General features: G+C 69.3%; 13 protein-coding genes. 9 read left to right on the forward strand and 4 right to left on the reverse strand.

Annotation, left to right across the window (positions count from 1 at the left end; genetic code table 11):
- Positions 1-33: 33 nt before the first annotated feature.
- Entirely contained in the window at positions 34-495 is a 462-nt protein-coding gene (locus ACFYMO_RS07745) for a pyridoxamine 5'-phosphate oxidase family protein (protein WP_366772180.1), read from the forward strand.
- Positions 496-601: 106 nt separating this feature from the next.
- Here ACFYMO_RS07745 and ACFYMO_RS07750 read toward each other — a convergent pair whose 3' ends face one another.
- A complete protein-coding gene (locus tag ACFYMO_RS07750) occupies positions 602-1507 on the reverse strand; it encodes a LysR substrate-binding domain-containing protein (protein ID WP_388544974.1) in 906 nt (301 codons plus the stop codon).
- Between the two features lie 116 nt (positions 1508-1623).
- On the opposite strand from ACFYMO_RS07750, the gene ACFYMO_RS07755 reads away from it, so the two are divergent.
- A complete protein-coding gene (locus ACFYMO_RS07755; RefSeq protein ID WP_366772178.1) occupies positions 1624-2457 on the forward strand; it encodes an oxidoreductase in 834 nt (277 codons plus the stop codon).
- 214 nt (positions 2458-2671) lie between these two features.
- Positions 2672-4093: an MFS transporter gene (locus ACFYMO_RS07760; RefSeq protein WP_366772177.1), complete on the forward strand. Its 1422-nt coding sequence runs from the start codon at positions 2672-2674 to the stop codon at positions 4091-4093.
- A 158-nt stretch (positions 4094-4251) separates the two neighbouring features.
- Here ACFYMO_RS07760 and ACFYMO_RS07765 read toward each other — a convergent pair whose 3' ends face one another.
- Positions 4252-4641: a hypothetical protein gene (locus ACFYMO_RS07765; RefSeq protein WP_388544978.1), complete on the reverse strand. Its 390-nt coding sequence runs from the start codon at positions 4639-4641 to the stop codon at positions 4252-4254.
- A 222-nt stretch (positions 4642-4863) separates the two neighbouring features.
- Between ACFYMO_RS07765 and ACFYMO_RS07770 the strand changes: the two genes are divergently transcribed.
- The 6 genes from ACFYMO_RS07770 to ACFYMO_RS07795 all read left to right on the forward strand — a co-directional run bounded on the left by ACFYMO_RS07770 (position 4864) and on the right by ACFYMO_RS07795 (position 10499).
- Positions 4864-5262 (forward strand): hypothetical protein, encoded by a 399-nt coding sequence (locus tag ACFYMO_RS07770; RefSeq protein ID WP_366772175.1) that lies wholly within the window; start codon positions 4864-4866, stop codon positions 5260-5262.
- A 31-nt stretch (positions 5263-5293) separates the two neighbouring features.
- Positions 5294-6124, forward strand: a complete 831-nt coding sequence (locus tag ACFYMO_RS07775) for an SMI1/KNR4 family protein (protein ID WP_366772174.1) — start codon at positions 5294-5296, stop codon at positions 6122-6124.
- A 485-nt stretch (positions 6125-6609) separates the two neighbouring features.
- Positions 6610-7269 carry a hypothetical protein gene (locus ACFYMO_RS07780; protein WP_388544982.1) on the forward strand — a complete coding sequence of 220 codons (660 nt, stop codon included), beginning with the start codon at positions 6610-6612 and terminating at the stop codon, positions 7267-7269.
- A complete protein-coding gene (locus ACFYMO_RS07785) occupies positions 7257-8342 on the forward strand; it encodes a hypothetical protein (RefSeq protein WP_388544985.1) in 1086 nt (361 codons plus the stop codon). The genes ACFYMO_RS07780 and ACFYMO_RS07785 overlap by 13 nt, the downstream gene beginning before the upstream one ends.
- Before the next feature lie 400 nt (positions 8343-8742).
- Positions 8743-9402, forward strand: a complete 660-nt coding sequence (locus ACFYMO_RS07790; protein ID WP_366772171.1) for a hypothetical protein — start codon at positions 8743-8745, stop codon at positions 9400-9402.
- 44 nt (positions 9403-9446) lie between these two features.
- The gene (locus ACFYMO_RS07795; RefSeq protein WP_366772170.1) at positions 9447-10499 is read left to right on the forward strand and encodes a hypothetical protein; all 1053 of its coding nucleotides are present in this window, start codon (positions 9447-9449) and stop codon (positions 10497-10499) included.
- Between the two features lie 111 nt (positions 10500-10610).
- Here ACFYMO_RS07795 and ACFYMO_RS07800 read toward each other — a convergent pair whose 3' ends face one another.
- Positions 10611-12077 (reverse strand): glutamate synthase subunit beta, encoded by a 1467-nt coding sequence (locus ACFYMO_RS07800; RefSeq protein WP_366772169.1) that lies wholly within the window; start codon positions 12075-12077, stop codon positions 10611-10613.
- Positions 12070-16716, reverse strand: a complete 4647-nt coding sequence (gene gltB / locus ACFYMO_RS07805) for a glutamate synthase large subunit (protein WP_366772168.1) — start codon at positions 16714-16716, stop codon at positions 12070-12072. The genes ACFYMO_RS07800 and gltB overlap by 8 nt, the downstream gene beginning before the upstream one ends.
- Positions 16717-16828: the final 112 nt, after the last annotated feature.

Here is a 16828-nt window from a genome sequence, read left to right on the forward strand (position 1 = left end):
GCGTTTCGCTGCCGATGGCTAGAGTCGCCGCCCATGCAGACCACGGGAACGGTTCGCCGGGAGACGGCGGAGCGCAGGCGCGACACTCTGGACCGGCTGGCCGCCGAGCGGGACATCTGGGTATCGACAGCACATCCTGAGTACGGCCCGCACCAGGTGCCGCTGTGGTTCTCGTGGGACGGGCAGGCGGTGTGGATGTGCACCGGTGCCGCGTCCGCGACGGCGCGGAACGTCCGCGCCGAGCCGCGGGTGCGCCTGGCGCTGCCCGACACCTTCGACGTGGTGCTGCTCCAGGGTACGGCGGAGTGCTTCCCGGTCCACGACGTCCCCGGCGACGCGGCCGATGCCTTCGCAACCGAGTTCGGCTGGGACCCGCGCCGGGAAGAAGAGCGCTTCGTCTACCTGCGCGTGGCGCCGAAGACCGTGCGCGCGTGGCGCGGCGAGCCGGAACTGCGCGGCCGGGTCATCATGCGCGACGGGACGTGGCAGGACTAGCCTTCCCGCCGGCCCGGCCCCGGCCCGAGGACCGGACTCGGGGCACCATCGGCCCCTCCCCCGTCCCGGGAGCGGTCCCGGCACCTCCCGCGTCCGCGCCGCACGCTCAGTCCGCCGTCCCGGCCGCCAACTCGCAGGCGCGCGCGTACTCCCGCACCAGCGGCCGGCGGTCATCGGCGCGCCAGGCCAGCGCGAAGCGGCTGGGCGAGATGCCCCGCACCGTACGGGTGATGACTCCGCCGAGGGTGATCAGCGGACTGTTCCCGACTGCCAACAGCACCACCCCGAGACCGGCGACGAGAGCCTCGTACGTCTCCTCGGTGCTCGCCACCTCCGCGCCTATCCGTGCCGGTCTTCCGCCGCGCTCTTCGGTGGCGAGCCAGTAGTCCCGCAGCGGCCCGGCGCTGTCGGGCAGCGCGAGGAACGGCTCGTCCAGCAGGTCGGTGAAGTCGACGCTCTCCCTGTCGGCGAGCGGGTGCGTATCGGGCAGGGCGACCAGGCGGGGTTCCTCGGCGACCACCACCCACCGGTAGCGGTCCGGACCGGGCAGCGGCAACCAGACGAACGCCACGTCGCACGTGCCGTCGGCGAGCCCGGCGGTCGGGTCGTGCCAGGAGACCTGGCGCAGCCGGAGACGGGCGTCGGGGCGCGCGGCGGTGAAACGGGAACGGATCGCCGGGAGCACGCCCCCACGCCCCGGGCTGGTGCTCATCCCCACGACGAGGGCGGCCGCCTGGTCGGCGACGACCCGGGCGACTGCCGCCTGCGCCTCCTCCCACTCGGCGAGGATGCGCTGAGCATGCGGCAGCAGCGCGGCACCGACCGCGCTCAGGCGCACCTCGCGCCGATCGCGCTCGAACAACGCGGCCCCCACCTGCTTCTCCAGCATCCTGATCTGCTTGCTCAGCGCGGGCTGCGAGACGTACAGCCGCTCTGCCGCACGTGTGAAGTGCAGTTCCTCGGCCACTGCGGCGAAGTAGCGCAGCTCCCGTCCGTGAACGTCCATAACCATCGGCTATCACAGCAGATCTTGGACCGACAACTGGATTGCGCTGCACGGTGGTTCACACACGGACCGCACACGGACCGTCCCGCACACGCGGGCCATCCGGCGCAGAGGAGACGGGTATGAACAGGGTTTGGCTGATCACCGGAGCGAGCAGCGGGTTCGGGCGGGCGATCACCGAAGCGGCGGTGGCCGCGGGCGACATCGTGGTCGCCGCCGCCCGCCGCACCGCGCTGCTCGACGACCTGGTCGCCGCACACCCGGACCAGGTCGAGGCGCTGCCGCTGGACGTCACCGACAGCGCGGCCGGTCAGGCCGCGGTCGACGGCGTGGTGGCGCGGCACGGCCGGATGGACGTCCTGGTCAACAATGCCGGGCGGGGCATGGTGGGTGCGGTGGAAGAGAGCACCGACGCGGAGCTGCGGGACCTGATGGATCTGCACTTCTTCGGCCCGGCCGCGCTCACCCGGGCAGCGCTGCCGCACATGCGCCGCCAGGGCTCGGGCGCGATCGTGCAGTTGACCAGCATGGGCGGACGGTTCGCCTTCGCCGGGGTCGGCGCCTACTGCGCCACCAAGTTCGCCCTGGAGGGGCTGTCCGAGGCGTTGGCCGCCGAGGTCGCCCCGCACGGCATCCGGGTACTGATCGTCGAACCCGGCGCATTCCGTACCGGCTTCGCCGACCCCGCGACGCTGCACCCCTCCTCGGCCCTGGACGCCTACCAGGACACCGTCGGCCCCGTCCGTTCCGGACTGCCGGAGGGAAGCGGCCGCGAACCCGGGGACCCGGCCAAGGCCGCAGCCGCCGTCCTCACCGCGCTGGACGCCGACGAACCGCCGCTGCGGCTGCCGCTCGGCAACGACGCCGCCGACGCGATCACCGGCCATCTCGACCGGGCCGGCGCCGAACTCCGCTCCTGGGAGAAGCTCACCCGCTCGACCGACTTCGACGACTGACACCTCCGGCCGCCGATCCGCCCAGCCGCCGGTCCGCCCTCCCGTAGCGCCCGTCCCGTCCGCGCGGTCGCGGCGGGCCCGCATCCGGCATGCCGTCCCTCAAGCGCGGCACAGTCGGAGACGGTCCGGGCGACAGCCGCACCCACCGGCCGCCCGCGCGGCAGACCTCCCGGTCCCGCTCACACCTCTTCCCGAACGCCCCAGGAGCGTCCCGATGAAATCCCTGCTCAGGCCCTCTCCCACCTACGGTGCCGCAGCCGCGGCGCCTGGAACGGGCAGGGGCGGTTCCCCCGTGGTGCTCGGTGCGGCGCTGCTGGGCTTCTTCCTCATCTCGCTGGACGCGTTGATCGTCACCGTCGCACTGCCCGACATCGGCCGCATCCTCGGCGGTGGCATGTCCGGCCTGCAATGGGTGGTGGACGGGTACACCCTGGCCTTCGCCGCCCTGATGCTCTCCGCGGGCGCCGTCTCCGACCGCATCGGGGCCCGGCAGGCGTACGGCGGCGGCCTCGTACTCTTCGGGCTGGCCTCGGCCGCGTGCGGATTCGCCCCCGGCCTCGGGGTGCTGGTGGCGGCACGGCTGATACAGGGAGCAGCGGCGGCGGTCATGATGCCCGCCTCGCTCGCGCTGGTCAGGCAGGGCTTCCCCGACCAGGCCGAGCGGGCTCGCGCCATCGCCGTCTGGACCGTGGGCGGGGCCGTCGCGGTGGCCGCCGGGCCGGTGCTGGGCGGGGCGCTCACCGCCTCCGCGGGGTGGCGGTGGATCTTCTTCGTCAACCTGCCCGCGGGTGTGCTGGCGCTCGCCCTGCTCGCCCGCGTACCCGCGTCGCCGCGGCTGCCCGCGCGACTGGACGTGGTCGGACAGGTGACCGCGGTGGTCGCGATGGGTGCGCTGACGTACGGCGTGATCGAGGGCGGCGACCAGGGCTTCGGCCGGCCGCCCGTGATGCTGTCACTGCTGGTGGCCGCCGTCGCGGCCGCCGTCTTCCTCGCCGCGCAGGCCAAGGGCTCGCACCCGATGCTCCCGCTGCCGCTGTTCCGCTCCCGAGTGGTGGCGGTCTCCTTGGTGGTCGGCTTCATGCTCAACGCCGCCTACTACGGCGGAGTGTTCGTCTTCAGCCTGTATCTGCAGCAGGAGCGCGGCCAATCGGCCCTGCGTGCCGGTGTGCTGTTCATTCCGATGACGGCACTCGTCGCCGCGGTGAACCTGGCCTCGGCGAAACTCGCCGCACTGTTCGGCCCGCGCCTGCCGATGGTGGCAGGACAACTGGCCGGGGCAGCCGGACTGCTGGGCCTGCTCACCGTCGGCCCGCACACCGACCCGTGGGCAGTGGCGGCGCTGATGGTGCCGGTCGGCCTTGGCGGGGCGCTGACCGTACCGGCACTGACCGCGATGCTGCTCGACGCGGTGCCGGGAGACCGGGCCGGCTCCGCGTCCGCCGTGCTCAACACCGGCCGCCAGGTCGGCGGGGCCCTCGCGGTGGCGGCCTTCGGCGCGCTGCTGGCAGGGGCGGACACGTTCCTGACCGGCATGCGCTGGAGCATGCTGACAGCGGCGGCCGGCCTCGTCCTGACCACCGGCGCGACCCTGACCCTGCCCCGGCGCCGGCACCCGCACCGGCACGCGGAGGCGTGAGCCGGCCGGTCCGTCGCGGCGGCGCCGCGGACCGCCGCGGCGTGGACCGTCACACCGCCGGATCGATCCGGCCGGGCCTACCGGGGTCCGTCCGCCGGCCGTCGCCGCATCGACGGGGCGACGGCCGGCCGAAGGCGACGTGCGGCGAGGCGGGGCGGCTACCGGTGGAAGAGGATGCTCGGGCAGGTGTCGGGGTCCGTTTCCACGAACAGTTCGGGCTTGTTCCGGGTGCCGCCGATTTCCAGATACTGCGGGTCGGTGGGCATCCGTTGCACGGGGGTATCGCGGAGGAAGTCGAGTTCGATCTGGCGGAACTCCTCTCCACCGGTGGTCTCCTCCTTGCGGAACTCCCAGGTCCCCTCCCCCTGGAACCCCTTGCCGGCAGGGCCGTTCCCGCCCAGCTCCTCCAGCGAGATCGACCAACTTTTCACCCGTACTGTGCCGACCTGAGCCGTACGCCCTCCGGGATACTGGGTGGAGGCGTGCCACAGGGTGAGGCGCATGCCGTGCGGGCCCTGGTAGTCGCCGTTCAGGTCACTGGCGCGCACCGTGGTCCTTGACCTCGGACACGGGCCCGAAGCGTCCGTCCAGGACGGTGCACGAGCTGAGGTGACCAGAGCGCAGGCGGCCGCCGCTGCCGTCTTGTGAGACACCGTGCCGCTCGGCCTTCGCGTGGGGACAGCCGAGCCGCGATGTGCCATGGACGTGCTCGGCTCAGTGGCGTCGATTGGGTGGCGTCTCGGTGTCGGCCGGCCCCGTAGGGTGACCTGATGTTCGATCGGTTGGAGATCGGAATCCTGCCGCCGGGGTCGCGGTTCGCTGCTCAGCTACGGCTCTGGGTCAACGGCGAGGACGTGGTCGCGGGCGCAGTCGGAGCAGAGGGCCGCGGGCCGTTCGCAGCTGATGCGCTGCCCTCCGGCCGCCGCAGTCCCCTGCAGCCGGCCGACGAAGCGCGGCGGGTGGAGCTGGGGGAACCCGAGTGCACTGGCGGGTGCTGCGGTTTCCTGTCCGTGGTCGTGCAGCGGTTCGGGGACATTGTGCAGTGGTCGGACTGGCAGGTTCCTTACGCCCCTGCAGCCCGACCGCCCGAGTTTCACTTTGACTGGGGCCAGTACGACACCGAACTGGCTCGCGCCGAGACAGACCGGCGGTGGCAGGTCCGCACGTGACCCGGCACGGCGGTGGACGCCCAGCCCGGCGGTGGACGCGCCCGAAGACATTCGCGTGCGCGCCGACAGGTACGACAATCCGTTCGTGTCCGAGGAGCTAGCGCGTTGGTACAGGGGGCGCCTGGTGGGCGGTCCGTTCAGGTCGTTCGACTCAGGCGAGTGCGCCGCGCTGGAGCGGGAGATCGGACTGGCCCTGCCATCGGCATACCGCGTGTTCCTGGAGGCGGCCGGCGGGGAGAAGCTGGAATATTCGGTCCACCTCCCGGCTTGTGAACCCGAACCGGTGCAGGGCTTCGACGATCTCTGTCAGTTGGGCCGTGACGACGCCGGTGAGTACGGCTGGGGCACTCTTCTGGGCGAGTACCGGCGCAGTCGCGACGAGTGGCTCGCCGAGAACGTGCCCCTGACCGGCCTGCTGCCCATCGCCCGCAACGGCGGCAGCGACACCCTCTTCCTGGACCTGAACCCGGCCGCTCATGGCCAGCTGCATGCGTTCGTCCACGCCATCGCCTGGCCGGGGTATCTGGGCAACCACGTCTTCACGAAAGTCGCTGACAACTTCGACGCCTACCTCGACAGCCTGTTCATCGACCCCGACATCGCAGCGGACATCTGGGCCGACGTCGCCGATGGCGATCCCTCGGATCCTTGGCGGAGGACCGTCGAGGAGTGGCTGGACAAGGAGCTGCCGGCCTGGCGTGCGGAGGCCTGGGCCACCTCCATATCTGGAGGCGCTCACCTCAAGAACTCCACTGTCACGGAGTGTGAAGAGCGGTCACGTCGAACTACCCAGTACAGCATTCAGGGTTATCGACGCTCACCAATCCCAAGGGCCGCCACAGGTGGCGGGCTGGGCCGGTAGAGCGAAGGGAGGGCCGCCTTGCGCCCTGCTGCTTGAAAGCTTGTCCAGGCCGATCTCGCTGCTGTGGTCCTGAGCCCAGTACCGCCTTCCTGGCGTCCTGCAGGCTCTGCTCGATCTCCGCCAGCCGCGCGGCCACGTTCCCGGCCTGGATCTCCGCTGTCCCTGTGACTTCCGCAACTCCTGGGCGACCGTCCAGCCCTTGAACTCCGTCACCGCTGTTCACGTCCAGCGAAGCCGCGGCCCCGTGGAAGGTCGTATGGATTTCCTCGGCGGCCCGGAGCAGGGACCCATCGGATGACGTGCGCGTGTTCTCCTGCATGACGCGCAACACCGGTTGAATGATCACCGGTTGGCACAGGCCGCAGAACCGCGGTGACTATCAGGGACTGTCGACCCTCCTTTCACTATAGTAACTTCAAGTGATCAAAACTGCGGGTGATTCGAACCGCCGTCGCCCACGGACAGAGAGCTGAGAGAACGTGCGCATGAACAAGCAGGCCAGCACGGCGATGTGGACCGCAGCGGCCCTCGCCGCGTCCCTCCTCCTGGGCGCGTGCGGGAGCGACGGCGGATCGGACGTCAAGATCGACGGCGCCGACGACGGCGCCACGAAGACCACCAAGTCCCCGTCGCCGTCTCATAGTTCGGATACACCCGGCCACAAGGCGCCGGAGGACATCAAGCTGGCGAAGGACGCCAAGAACGTCTTCGAGGACACCCAGACGGGCAACCCCGAGAAGGACGCGGTCCTGGCCGACAACCAGGCACGGATCAACGCGATCGACCGGGTTATCACCACGGGGAAAGACTCGGACCTGGTGAAGGTCTACGCCAAGGGGCAGTCGCTGCTCGCCTCGGACAAGTACATCCTCGAAGCGAAGAAGGACCAGCAGAGCTGGGCCGGTGTAACCCGCTACTACGACCAGAAGGTCGAACTGGAGAGCGACACCGTAGCGCAGATCTATTTCTGCATCGACGAAAGCAAGGCCAAGAACAAGCTTCTCAAGACGGGGAAACTCGAACCGAACAACGGGGGCGACTTGAACTACATCTTCACCCGACTCCGAATGGAGCGGAACAAGGACGGAGTGTGGCAGGCGACCTCGGGTCACGAGACTGCGAAGGCCAAGAAATGCATGGAGTGATTCAGAAGAACTCGATCATCGCACTGACGACGGGAATTCTCCTCGCGGCCTCCGCCACCGCACACGCGGACCCGAAGGGCTCCGGCGCGAGCAGAGCTCCGGGCGGAACCGACGGCGCCGACATCACGGCCGAGGTCTCCCATGTCCAGATAACCGGCAGGGGTGGCAAGGCCAAGAACACCGTCAAGCTGAACCCCAAGGATCCCGACTGGGAGGCTCCGGCGTGCTGGTACGAGCCGAAGACGACCCCCAAGGAGCTCAAGGAAAAGATCGAGAGCGCGAAGCCGGACAAGAAGAAGGAATCCGGCTCGATCCTCGGCGGCCTCGAAGAGAGCAACCAGAAGGCGGTGGACGGCCTCAGGAACCAGGTCGTCAACATCTACGAGAACTACTACCAGACCGACAAGTACGACGACTACAACATCGACAAGCAGGGAAAAGGCATGTTCTGGGAGGGAGTCCGGAACCCGAACAAGGCGGACGCCCCCAAAGCAGATGCCTGTAGCGAACACGCCATCTGGGTGCCCAAGGGAAAGCCGCCCAAGAGTATGCCACTCGCGGTCAGTCCGAAGATTCTCGCGCAGTACGCATACGAGGAACTGCCCATCCCGGGGACCGAGCTGTCGGTGAACCCGGAGAACAAGCAGACGGTCAACCTCGACACCTGGGTGTGGCTGAACAAGGGGAGGTTCAAGCCGGTGGACGTGACCGCCTCGCTCGATCTCCTCGACGGCACTCACCTCTCGGCGACCACCACCGCCAAGCCGACCTCCCTCACCCTCGAACCGGGCACCGACGACGCCAAGACCTATCCCGGCTCCGGGAAGTGCGTGGTCAAGAACGGCCAGCTCGGGGAGGAGTACTCGGTCGGTAAGAAGAACCAGACCCCGCCCTGTGGAGTCAGGTATCTGCGGGCCAGCGGCCAGAACGGCTCCTACCCGCTGAAGGCGACACTCACCTGGAAAATCGCCTGGAAGGGCTCCGACGGCACCGGCGGTGACCTGCCCGCCGGCCCCTTCAGCACCACCAAGAACATGACCGTGAAGGAGATCCAGTCCATCGTGCATGACTGAGCCGTCAGCGACGCGGACACAGAGCGGAGTCCTCACCCGGCCTGGGCATGATCTCCAACTGGGTGACGCAGGCCGCGCACCGACGGTGCGCGGTGCCCACGCAATCGGCACTGGTGTCGCGGCCGTGCGCGTCGACGTCTCCGACGAAGCCGCGGCCCCGTGGAAGGCCGTATAAATTTCCCCGGCGGCCTGGAGCGGGAACTGTCGGGTGACGTGCCGCGTGTTCTCCTGCATGACGCGCAACACCGGTTGAATGATCACCCAGTGCCACCGGCGAGAGAACCGCGGTGACCAACAGAGACTGTCGGCACTCCATTCACTGTAGTAACTTTAAGTGATCAAAACTGCGGGTGATTCGAACCGCCGTCGCCCACGGACAGAGAGCTGAGAGAACGTGCGCATGAACAAGCAGGCCAGCACGGCGATGTGGACCGCAGCGGCCCTCGCCGCGTCCCTCCTCCTGGGCGCGTGCGGGAGCGACGGCGGATCGGACGGCAAGATCGACGGTGCCGACGACGGCGCCACGAAGACCACCAAGTCCCCGTCGCCGTCTCAGAGTTCGGATACACCCGGCCACAAGGCGCCGGAGGACATCAAGCTGGCGAAGGACGCCAAGAACGTCTTCGAGGACACCCAGACGGGCAACCCCGAGAAGGACGCGGTCCTGGCCGACAACCAGGCACGGATCAACGCGATCGACCGGGTCATCACCACCGGAGAAGACACTGAGTTGGTCAAGGTCTACGCCAAGGGAAAGTCGCTGCTCGCCGCGGACGAATACATCCTGGACTTCGTCAAGGACAAGCAGAGCTGGGCAGGCGTAACCCGCTACTACGACCAGAAGGTCAAGATGGCGGGAGACGAGCGAGCCCGTGTCACCTTCTGCACCGACGAGAGCGAAGCGAAGAACAAGTACCTCAAGACGGGGAAGCTGGAGCCGAACAACGGGGGTGACCAGAACTACGTGTTCAACTCGGTGAGTGTGCAGCGGAACAAGAATGGCGTTTGGCAAGCAGTGTCCGGAAATGCCGAGCGGGGAGCCAAGGAATGTATGGAATAAACCGAAAAGGCTCTGTTGCCGTACTGACGGCAGCAGCCCTTCTGATGGCTTTTCCGGGAACTGCTGAGGCAAAGAAGGGCAAGAACCAAACCTCTACTGGGAACAGTTCGGAGGACGGCAAGGTCACCGCCGAGGTCTCGCACATCCGGATCGTCCAGGGCGACAGCAAGGGCGGCGGGAAGACGGTCAGGCTGGACCCGAAGGATCCCGACTGGGAAGCCCCGGCCTGCTGGTACGAGCCGAAGACGACGCCCAAGCAGCTCAAGAAGAAGATCGAGGACGCCAAGCCGGAGAAGCGGGACGAGGACGAGAAGGACGAGAAGGACTCCGGCACGATCTTCGACGATCTCGAGGAAAGCAACCAGAAGGCGTCGGACGCGCTCTCGGAGCAGGTCGTCCACCTCTACGAGGACTATTACCAGACCGACAAGTACGACGACTACAACATGGACCAGCAGGGCAAAGGCTACTTCTGGGAAGGCGTGCGCAACCCCGACCGGGCGGGCGATCCCGAGGCGGACGCGTGCAGCGAACACGCCATCTGGGTGCCGAAGGGGGACCCGCCCGAGGACATGCCGCTGGCCGTCAGTCCGAAGATCCTCGCGCAGTACGCCTACGAGCAGCTCCCCATCCCGGAGACGGAACTGTCGTTGAACCCCGACGGCAAGCAGACCGTCAACCTCGACACCTGGATCTGGCTGGACCGGAGCAGGTTCAAGCCGGTGGAGGCGGTCGCCGAACTCGACCTCATCGACGGGACCAGGCTCTCCGCGACCACCACGGCCACACCCGAGTCGCTGACCCTCGAGCCCGGCACCGGCGACGCGAAGACCTACCCCGTCTCGGGAAAGTGCGAGTTCAAGAACGGCGCGCTGGGTGAGAAGTACTCCGCCGGGAAAAAGGACCGGACACCGCCGTGCGGCATCCGGTATCTGAGGGCCACCGGCGAGAACAGCTCCTACACGCTGAAGGCCACGCTCACCTGGAAGGTGGAGTGGAAGAGCACCGAGGATCCGGGGGGCACGTTCCCGTCGGGCACCTTCAGCACCACGAAGAACCTCACCGTGAAGGAGGTCCAGTCCATCGTGCGTGACTGAGCCGTCGGCAACGCGGACACAGTGCGGCGCCTGCCACAAACCCGGTCGGGGACTGGCAGGCGCCGCGTCGTCCGTACGCCCTTGTACGGAAGTTCGGGGGGGCTCCCCCGCTCAGACCGCCAGGGCGCGGTCCGTGGGGCGGACGGGAGCATGCAGGGTGCTGTGCTCGCCGGTGAGGTGGCGGTCGACGGCCTTGGCCGCCGAGCGGCCCTCCGCGATGGCCCAGACGATGAGCGACTGGCCCCGGCCGGCGTCCCCGGCGACGTAGACGCCGGGCACGTTGGTGGCGTAGTCGCCGTCCCGCGCGATGTTGCCGCGGACGTCGAGTTCGACACCGAACTGCTCGACCAGCCCGTTCTCGCGGTCGACGCCGGTGAAGCCCATGGCGAGGGTGACCAGTTGGGCGGGGATCCGGCGCTCGGTGTCGGGCTTGGGCTCCAGCTTGCCGTCCACCATCTCGACCTCCACCAGGTGGAGCCACTGGACGTTGCCGTCCTCGTCGCCCTCGAAGTGGGTGGTGTTGACGGAGTAGACCCGCTCGCCGCCCTCCTCGTGGGCGCTGGTGACCTTGTAGAGCAGCGGGAACGTCGGCCACGGCTGACGGCCCGGGTCCCGGTCCTCGCCCGGCTTGGGCATGATCTCCAGCTGGGTGACGGAGGCGGCGCCCTGACGGTGCGCGGTGCCCACGCAGTCGGCACCGGTGTCGCCGCCGCCGATGACGATGACGTGCTTGCCCTCGGCGCTGATCGGGGAGACGGTCAGGTCGCCCTCCTGCACCTTGTTGGCCAGCGGCAGGTACTCCATCGCCTGGTGGATGCCGTTCAGCTCGCGGCCGGGGACGGGCAGGTCGCGGGCGGTGGTGGCGCCCGCCGCCACGACGACCGCGTCGTACCGCTTGCGGATCGTCTTCGCGTCGATGTCGCGGCCGATCTCCGTCTCGGTACGGAACTTGGTGCCTTCCGCGCGCATCTGCTCGATACGGCGGTTGATGTGCCGCTTCTCCATCTTGAACTCGGGGATGCCGTAGCGCAGCAGTCCGCCGATGCGGTCGGCCCGCTCGTAGACCACGACGGTGTGACCGGCCCGGGTGAGCTGCTGGGCGGCGGCCAGGCCCGAGGGACCGGAGCCGATGACGGCGACGGTCTTGCCGGAGAGGCGCTCGGGCGGCTGCGGGGTCACGTCGCCGTTCTCCCACGCCTTGTCGATGATGGAGACCTCGACGTTCTTGATGGTGACGGCCGGCTGGTTGATGCCCAGCACGCACGCCGACTCGCACGGGGCGGGGCAGAGCCGCCCGGTGAACTCGGGGAAGTTGTTTGTCGCGTGCAGCCGCTCGGAGGCGGCTTCCCAGTCCCCGCGGTAGGCGTAGTCGTTCCACTCGGGGATGAGGTTTCCCAGCGGACAGCCGTTGTGGCAGAAGGGGATGCCGCAGTCCATGCAGCGCCCGGCCTGCTTGCTGACGATGGGCAGCAGGGAGCCGGGGACGTAGACCTCGTTCCAGTCCTTGACCCGCTCCTCGACGGGACGGGTCTTCGCGACCTCGCGGTCGGTGTGCAGGAAGCCCTTGGGGTCAGCCATTGGTCGCCGCCTCCATCATCTTCTCGTGGGTCTCGGACTCGCTGAGTCCCGCGCGCTCGGCGGCGTCCTTGGCGGTGAGCACAGCCTTGTACGTGGCGGGCAGCACCCGGCTGAAGCGGCTGAGCGCTCCGTCGGGGCCGTCCCAGTCGGCGAGGAGCTTGGCGGCCACGGTGGAGCCGGTCTCCTCCTGGTGGCGTCGCACGACCTCGTGCAGCCACGTCTTGTCCTCGTCGGTCAGTTCCTCCACGGCGCCGCGCAGTCCGGCGTTCACGTTCGCCAGGTCCAGGTCGATGACGTAGGCGGTGCCGCCGGACATCCCGGCGCCGAAGTTGCGGCCGGTGCCGCCGAGGACGACGGCCGCGCCGCCGGTCATGTACTCGCAGCCGTGGTCGCCCACGCCTTCGGAGACCACCAGGGCACCGGAGTTGCGGACGCAGAAGCGTTCGCCGACCCGCCCGCGCAGGAAGACCTCCCCGCCGGTGGCGCCGTAGGCGAGGGTGTTGCCCGCGATGGTGGAGTACTCGGCGAGGTGGTCGGCGCCCCGGTCGGGGCGGACGATCAGCCGGCCGCCGGAGAGGCCCTTGCCGACGTAGTCGTTGGCGTCGCCCTCCAGCCGCAGCGTGATGCCGCGCGGGACGAAGGCGCCGAAGGACTGGCCGGCGGAGCCGGTGAAGGTGAGGTCCACGGTGTCGTCGGGCAGCCCGGCACCGCCGAACTTCTTGGTGACCTCGTGGCCGAGCATGGTGCCCACGGTGCGGTTGACGTTGCGGATCGCGACCTGGGCCCGGACCGGCTGCGCCTGCTCGGCGGTGTCGGCCTGCAGCGCGTCGGCCGCCAGCTTGACGAGCTGGTTGTCGAGCGCCTTCTCCAGACCGTGGTCCTGTGCGGTGGCCTGGTGCAGCACGGCGCCCTCGGGGAGCTCGGGGACGTGCAGCAGCGGTGCCAGGTCGAAGCCCTGGGCCTTCCAGTGGGTCACGGCGCGCGAGGTGTCGAGCAGCTCCGCGTGCCCAATGGCCTCGTCCAGGGTGCGGAAGCCCAGCTCGGCGAGGAGCTCGCGGACCTCTTCGGCGATGAACTCGAAGAAGTTGACGACGTACTCGGCCTTGCCGCTGTAGCGGTCGCGCAGCACCGGGTTCTGGGTGGCGATGCCGACCGGGCAGGTGTCCAGGTGGCAGACGCGCATCATCACGCAGCCGGAGACCACCAGCGGTGCGGTGGCGAACCCGAACTCCTCGGCGCCCAGCAGTGCGGCGATGACGACGTCGCGGCCGGTCTTGAGCTGGCCGTCGGTCTGCACGACGATCCGGTCGCGCAACCCGTTGAGCAGCAGCGTCTGCTGCGTCTCGGCCAGGCCCAGCTCCCAGGGGCCGCCCGCGTGCTTGAGGGAGGTCAGCGGGGAGGCGCCGGTGCCGCCGTCGTGGCCGGAGATGAGGACCACGTCCGCGTGGGCCTTGGAGACACCCGCCGCAACCGTACCGACGCCGACCTCGGAGACCAGCTTCACGTGCACGCGGGCCCGCGGGTTGGCGTTCTTGAGGTCGTGGATGAGCTGGGCGAGATCCTCGATGGAGTAGATGTCGTGGTGCGGCGGCGGCGAGATGAGGCCGACGCCCGGGGTGGAGTGCCGGGTTTTGGCCACCCACGGGTAGACCTTGTGGCCGGGGAGCTGGCCGCCTTCGCCGGGCTTGGCACCCTGGGCCATCTTGATCTGGATGTCGTCGGAGTTGACGAGGTACTCGGAGGTGACGCCGAACCTGCCGGAGGCCACCTGCTTGATCGCGGAGCGCCGGGCCGGGTCGTAGAGCCGCTCGGGGTCCTCGCCGCCCTCACCGGTGTTGGACTTGCCGCCGAGCTGGTTCATGGCGACGGCCAGCGTCTCGTGCGCCTCCTGCGAGATGGAGCCGTAGGACATGGCGCCGGTGGAGAACCGCTTGACGATCTCACTCGCCGACTCGACCTCCTCGACGGGGATCGAGGGGCGGTCGCTCTTGAAGCCGAACAGGCCGCGCAGGGTCATCAGCCGCTCGGACTGCTCGTCGACCCGCTGGGTGTACTGCTTGAAGATGTCGTAGCGGCGCTGGCGGGTGGAGTGCTGGAGGCGGAAGACGGTCTCCGGGTCGAACAGGTGCGGTTCGCCCTCGCGGCGCCACTGGTACTCGCCGCCGATGTCCAGCAGCCGGTGCGCGGGCGCGATGCCGGAGGAGGGGTACGCCTTGGCGTGCCGGGCGGCGACCTCCTTGGCGACGACGTCGATGCCGGCGCCGCCGATCTTGGTGGTGGTGCCGTGGAAGTACGCGTCGACGAACGAGGCGTCCAGGCCGACGGCCTCGAAGACCTGCGCGCCGCGGTAGGAGGCGACGGTGGAGATGCCCATCTTGGACATCACCTTCAGCACGCCCTTGCCCAGGGCGTAGATCAGGTTACGGATGGCCTCCTCGGGCGGCAGCTCCGCGGCGCCGGGCAGGAAGGTGCCGGCCCGGACCAGGTCCTCGACGGTCTCCATGGCCAGGTACGGGTTGACCGCGGCGGCGCCGTACCCGATGAGCAGCGCGACGTGGTGCACCTCGCGGACGTCCCCGGCCTCGACCAGCAGCCCCACCTGGGTGCGCTGCTTGGTGCGGATGAGGTGGTGGTGCACCGCCGAGGTGAGCAGCAGCGACGGGATCGGCGCGTGCTCGGCGTCCGAGTGCCGGTCGGACAGCACGATGAGCCGGGCCCCGGACTCGATCGCCGTGTCGGCCTCCGCGCAGATCTGCTCGATGCGGGCCGCGAGGCCGTCCCCTCCTCCGGCGACGCGGTAGAGCCCGGAGAGCGTGGCGGACTTGAAGCCCGGCAGGTCGCCGTCGGCGTTGATGTGGATGAGCTTGGCCAGCTCGTCGTTGTCGATGACGGGGAACGGCAGGGTGACGCTGCGGCAGGAGGCGGCCGACGGCTCCAGCAGGTTGCCCTGCGGGCCCAGCGGCGAGTGCAGCGAGGTGACCAGTTCCTCGCGGATCGCGTCCAGCGGCGGGTTGGTGACCTGCGCGAACAGCTGGGTGAAGTAGTCGAAGATCAGCCGGGGCCGGTCCGAGAGCGCCGCGATCGGCGAGTCGGTGCCCATGGAACCGATGGGCTCGGCGCCGCTGCGGGCCATCGGGGCGAGCAGGACGCGCAGTTCCTCCTCGGTGTAGCCGAAGGTCTGCTGGCGGCGGGTGACCGAGGCGTGGGTGTGCACGATGTGCTCGCGCTCGGGCAGGTCGGCGAGTTCGATGAGCCCACCGTCCAGCCACTCCTGGTAGGGGTGCTCGGCGGCGAGCTGGGCCTTGATCTCGTCGTCCTCGATGATGCGGCGCTCGGCGGTGTCGACCAGGAACATCCGGCCGGGCTGGAGGCGGCCCTTGCGCACGACCTTGCCCGGGTCGATGTCCAGGACGCCGACCTCGGAGGCGAGGACGACGAGGCCGTCGTCGGTGACCCAGTACCGGCCCGGACGCAGCCCGTTGCGGTCCAGCACGGCGCCGACCTGGATGCCGTCGGTGAAGGTGACGCAGGCGGGGCCGTCCCAGGGCTCCATCATCGTGGAGTGGTACTGGTAGAAGGCGCGCCGCGCGGGGTCCATCGAGTCCTGCGACTCGGCGCTCTCCCACGCCTCGGGGACCATCATCAGCACCGAGTGCGGCAGCGAGCGGCCGCCCAGATGCAGCAGCTCCAGCACCTCGTCGAAGGTGGCCGAGTCGGAGGCGCCCGGGGTGTTGATGGGGAAGATCCGCTCCAGGCTCCCCTGGTCCCCGCCGTCCTCGCGGCCGGCGGAGCCGAACAGCTCGGAACGGAGCTGGGACTCGCGGGCTCGCATCCAGTTGCGGTTGCCCTGCACGGTGTTGATCTCGCCGTTGTGCGCGACGAACCGGTAGGGGTGGGCCAGCGGCCAGCTCGGGAAGGTGTTGGTGGAGAAGCGGGAGTGCACCAGCGCGATGGCGGTGGCGAACCGGCGGTCCGACAGGTCGGGGAAGAACGGTTCGAGCTGCCCGGTGGTCAGCATGCCCTTGTAGACCAGGGTGCGCGAGGAGAGCGAGGGGAAGTAGACCCCCGCCTCGCGCTCGGCCCGCTTGCGCAGCACGAACGCGAGCCGGTCGAGAGCGACGCCCTCGACCCCGCTCTGCGCTCCCCCGGCGACGAAAAGCTGGCGGAACGTGGGCATGGTGGCGCGTGCCCCCGGGCCGAGCAGCTCGGGTGCGACCGGCACCTCGCGCCAGCCGAGGACGGTCAGCCCCTCCTCGGCCGCGAGTGTCTCGATCTGCGCGACGGCCGCCGAGGTGGCCTGCGCCTCGCCGCCCTCCTCCTCGCCGGGCAGGAAGGCGATGCCCACCGCGTAGGAGCCCTGCTCGGGCAGCGCGAAGGGGACGCTCTCACGGAGGAAGGCGTCGGGGATCTGCAGCAGGATGCCGGCGCCGTCACCGGTGTCCGGGTCCGACCCGGTGGCACCCCGGTGCTCGAGATTGCGGAGCACCGTCAGCGCCTGTTCGACCAGCTCGTGGCTGGGTTCACCGGTCAGGGTCGCCACGAAGCCGACGCCGCAGGCGTCGTGCTCGTATCGGGGGTCGTACATCCCCTGCTTGGCAGGGTGGTGGGCGGCCCAATCCGCTGTCGGCACAGCACGCATCGGCACTCCCGTCGTCTCGTGGCATTGGTACGTACCGAGGGACGACGTTGGCCCTCATGTGGCAAAAATTTTCGTGCAGGTTACATGGTGGCGCACTTCCCGGAAAGCGGAA

It is taken from the genome of Streptomyces sp. NPDC007025 (genome assembly GCF_042869455.1).
Classification (GTDB): domain Bacteria; phylum Actinomycetota; class Actinomycetes; order Streptomycetales; family Streptomycetaceae; genus Streptomyces.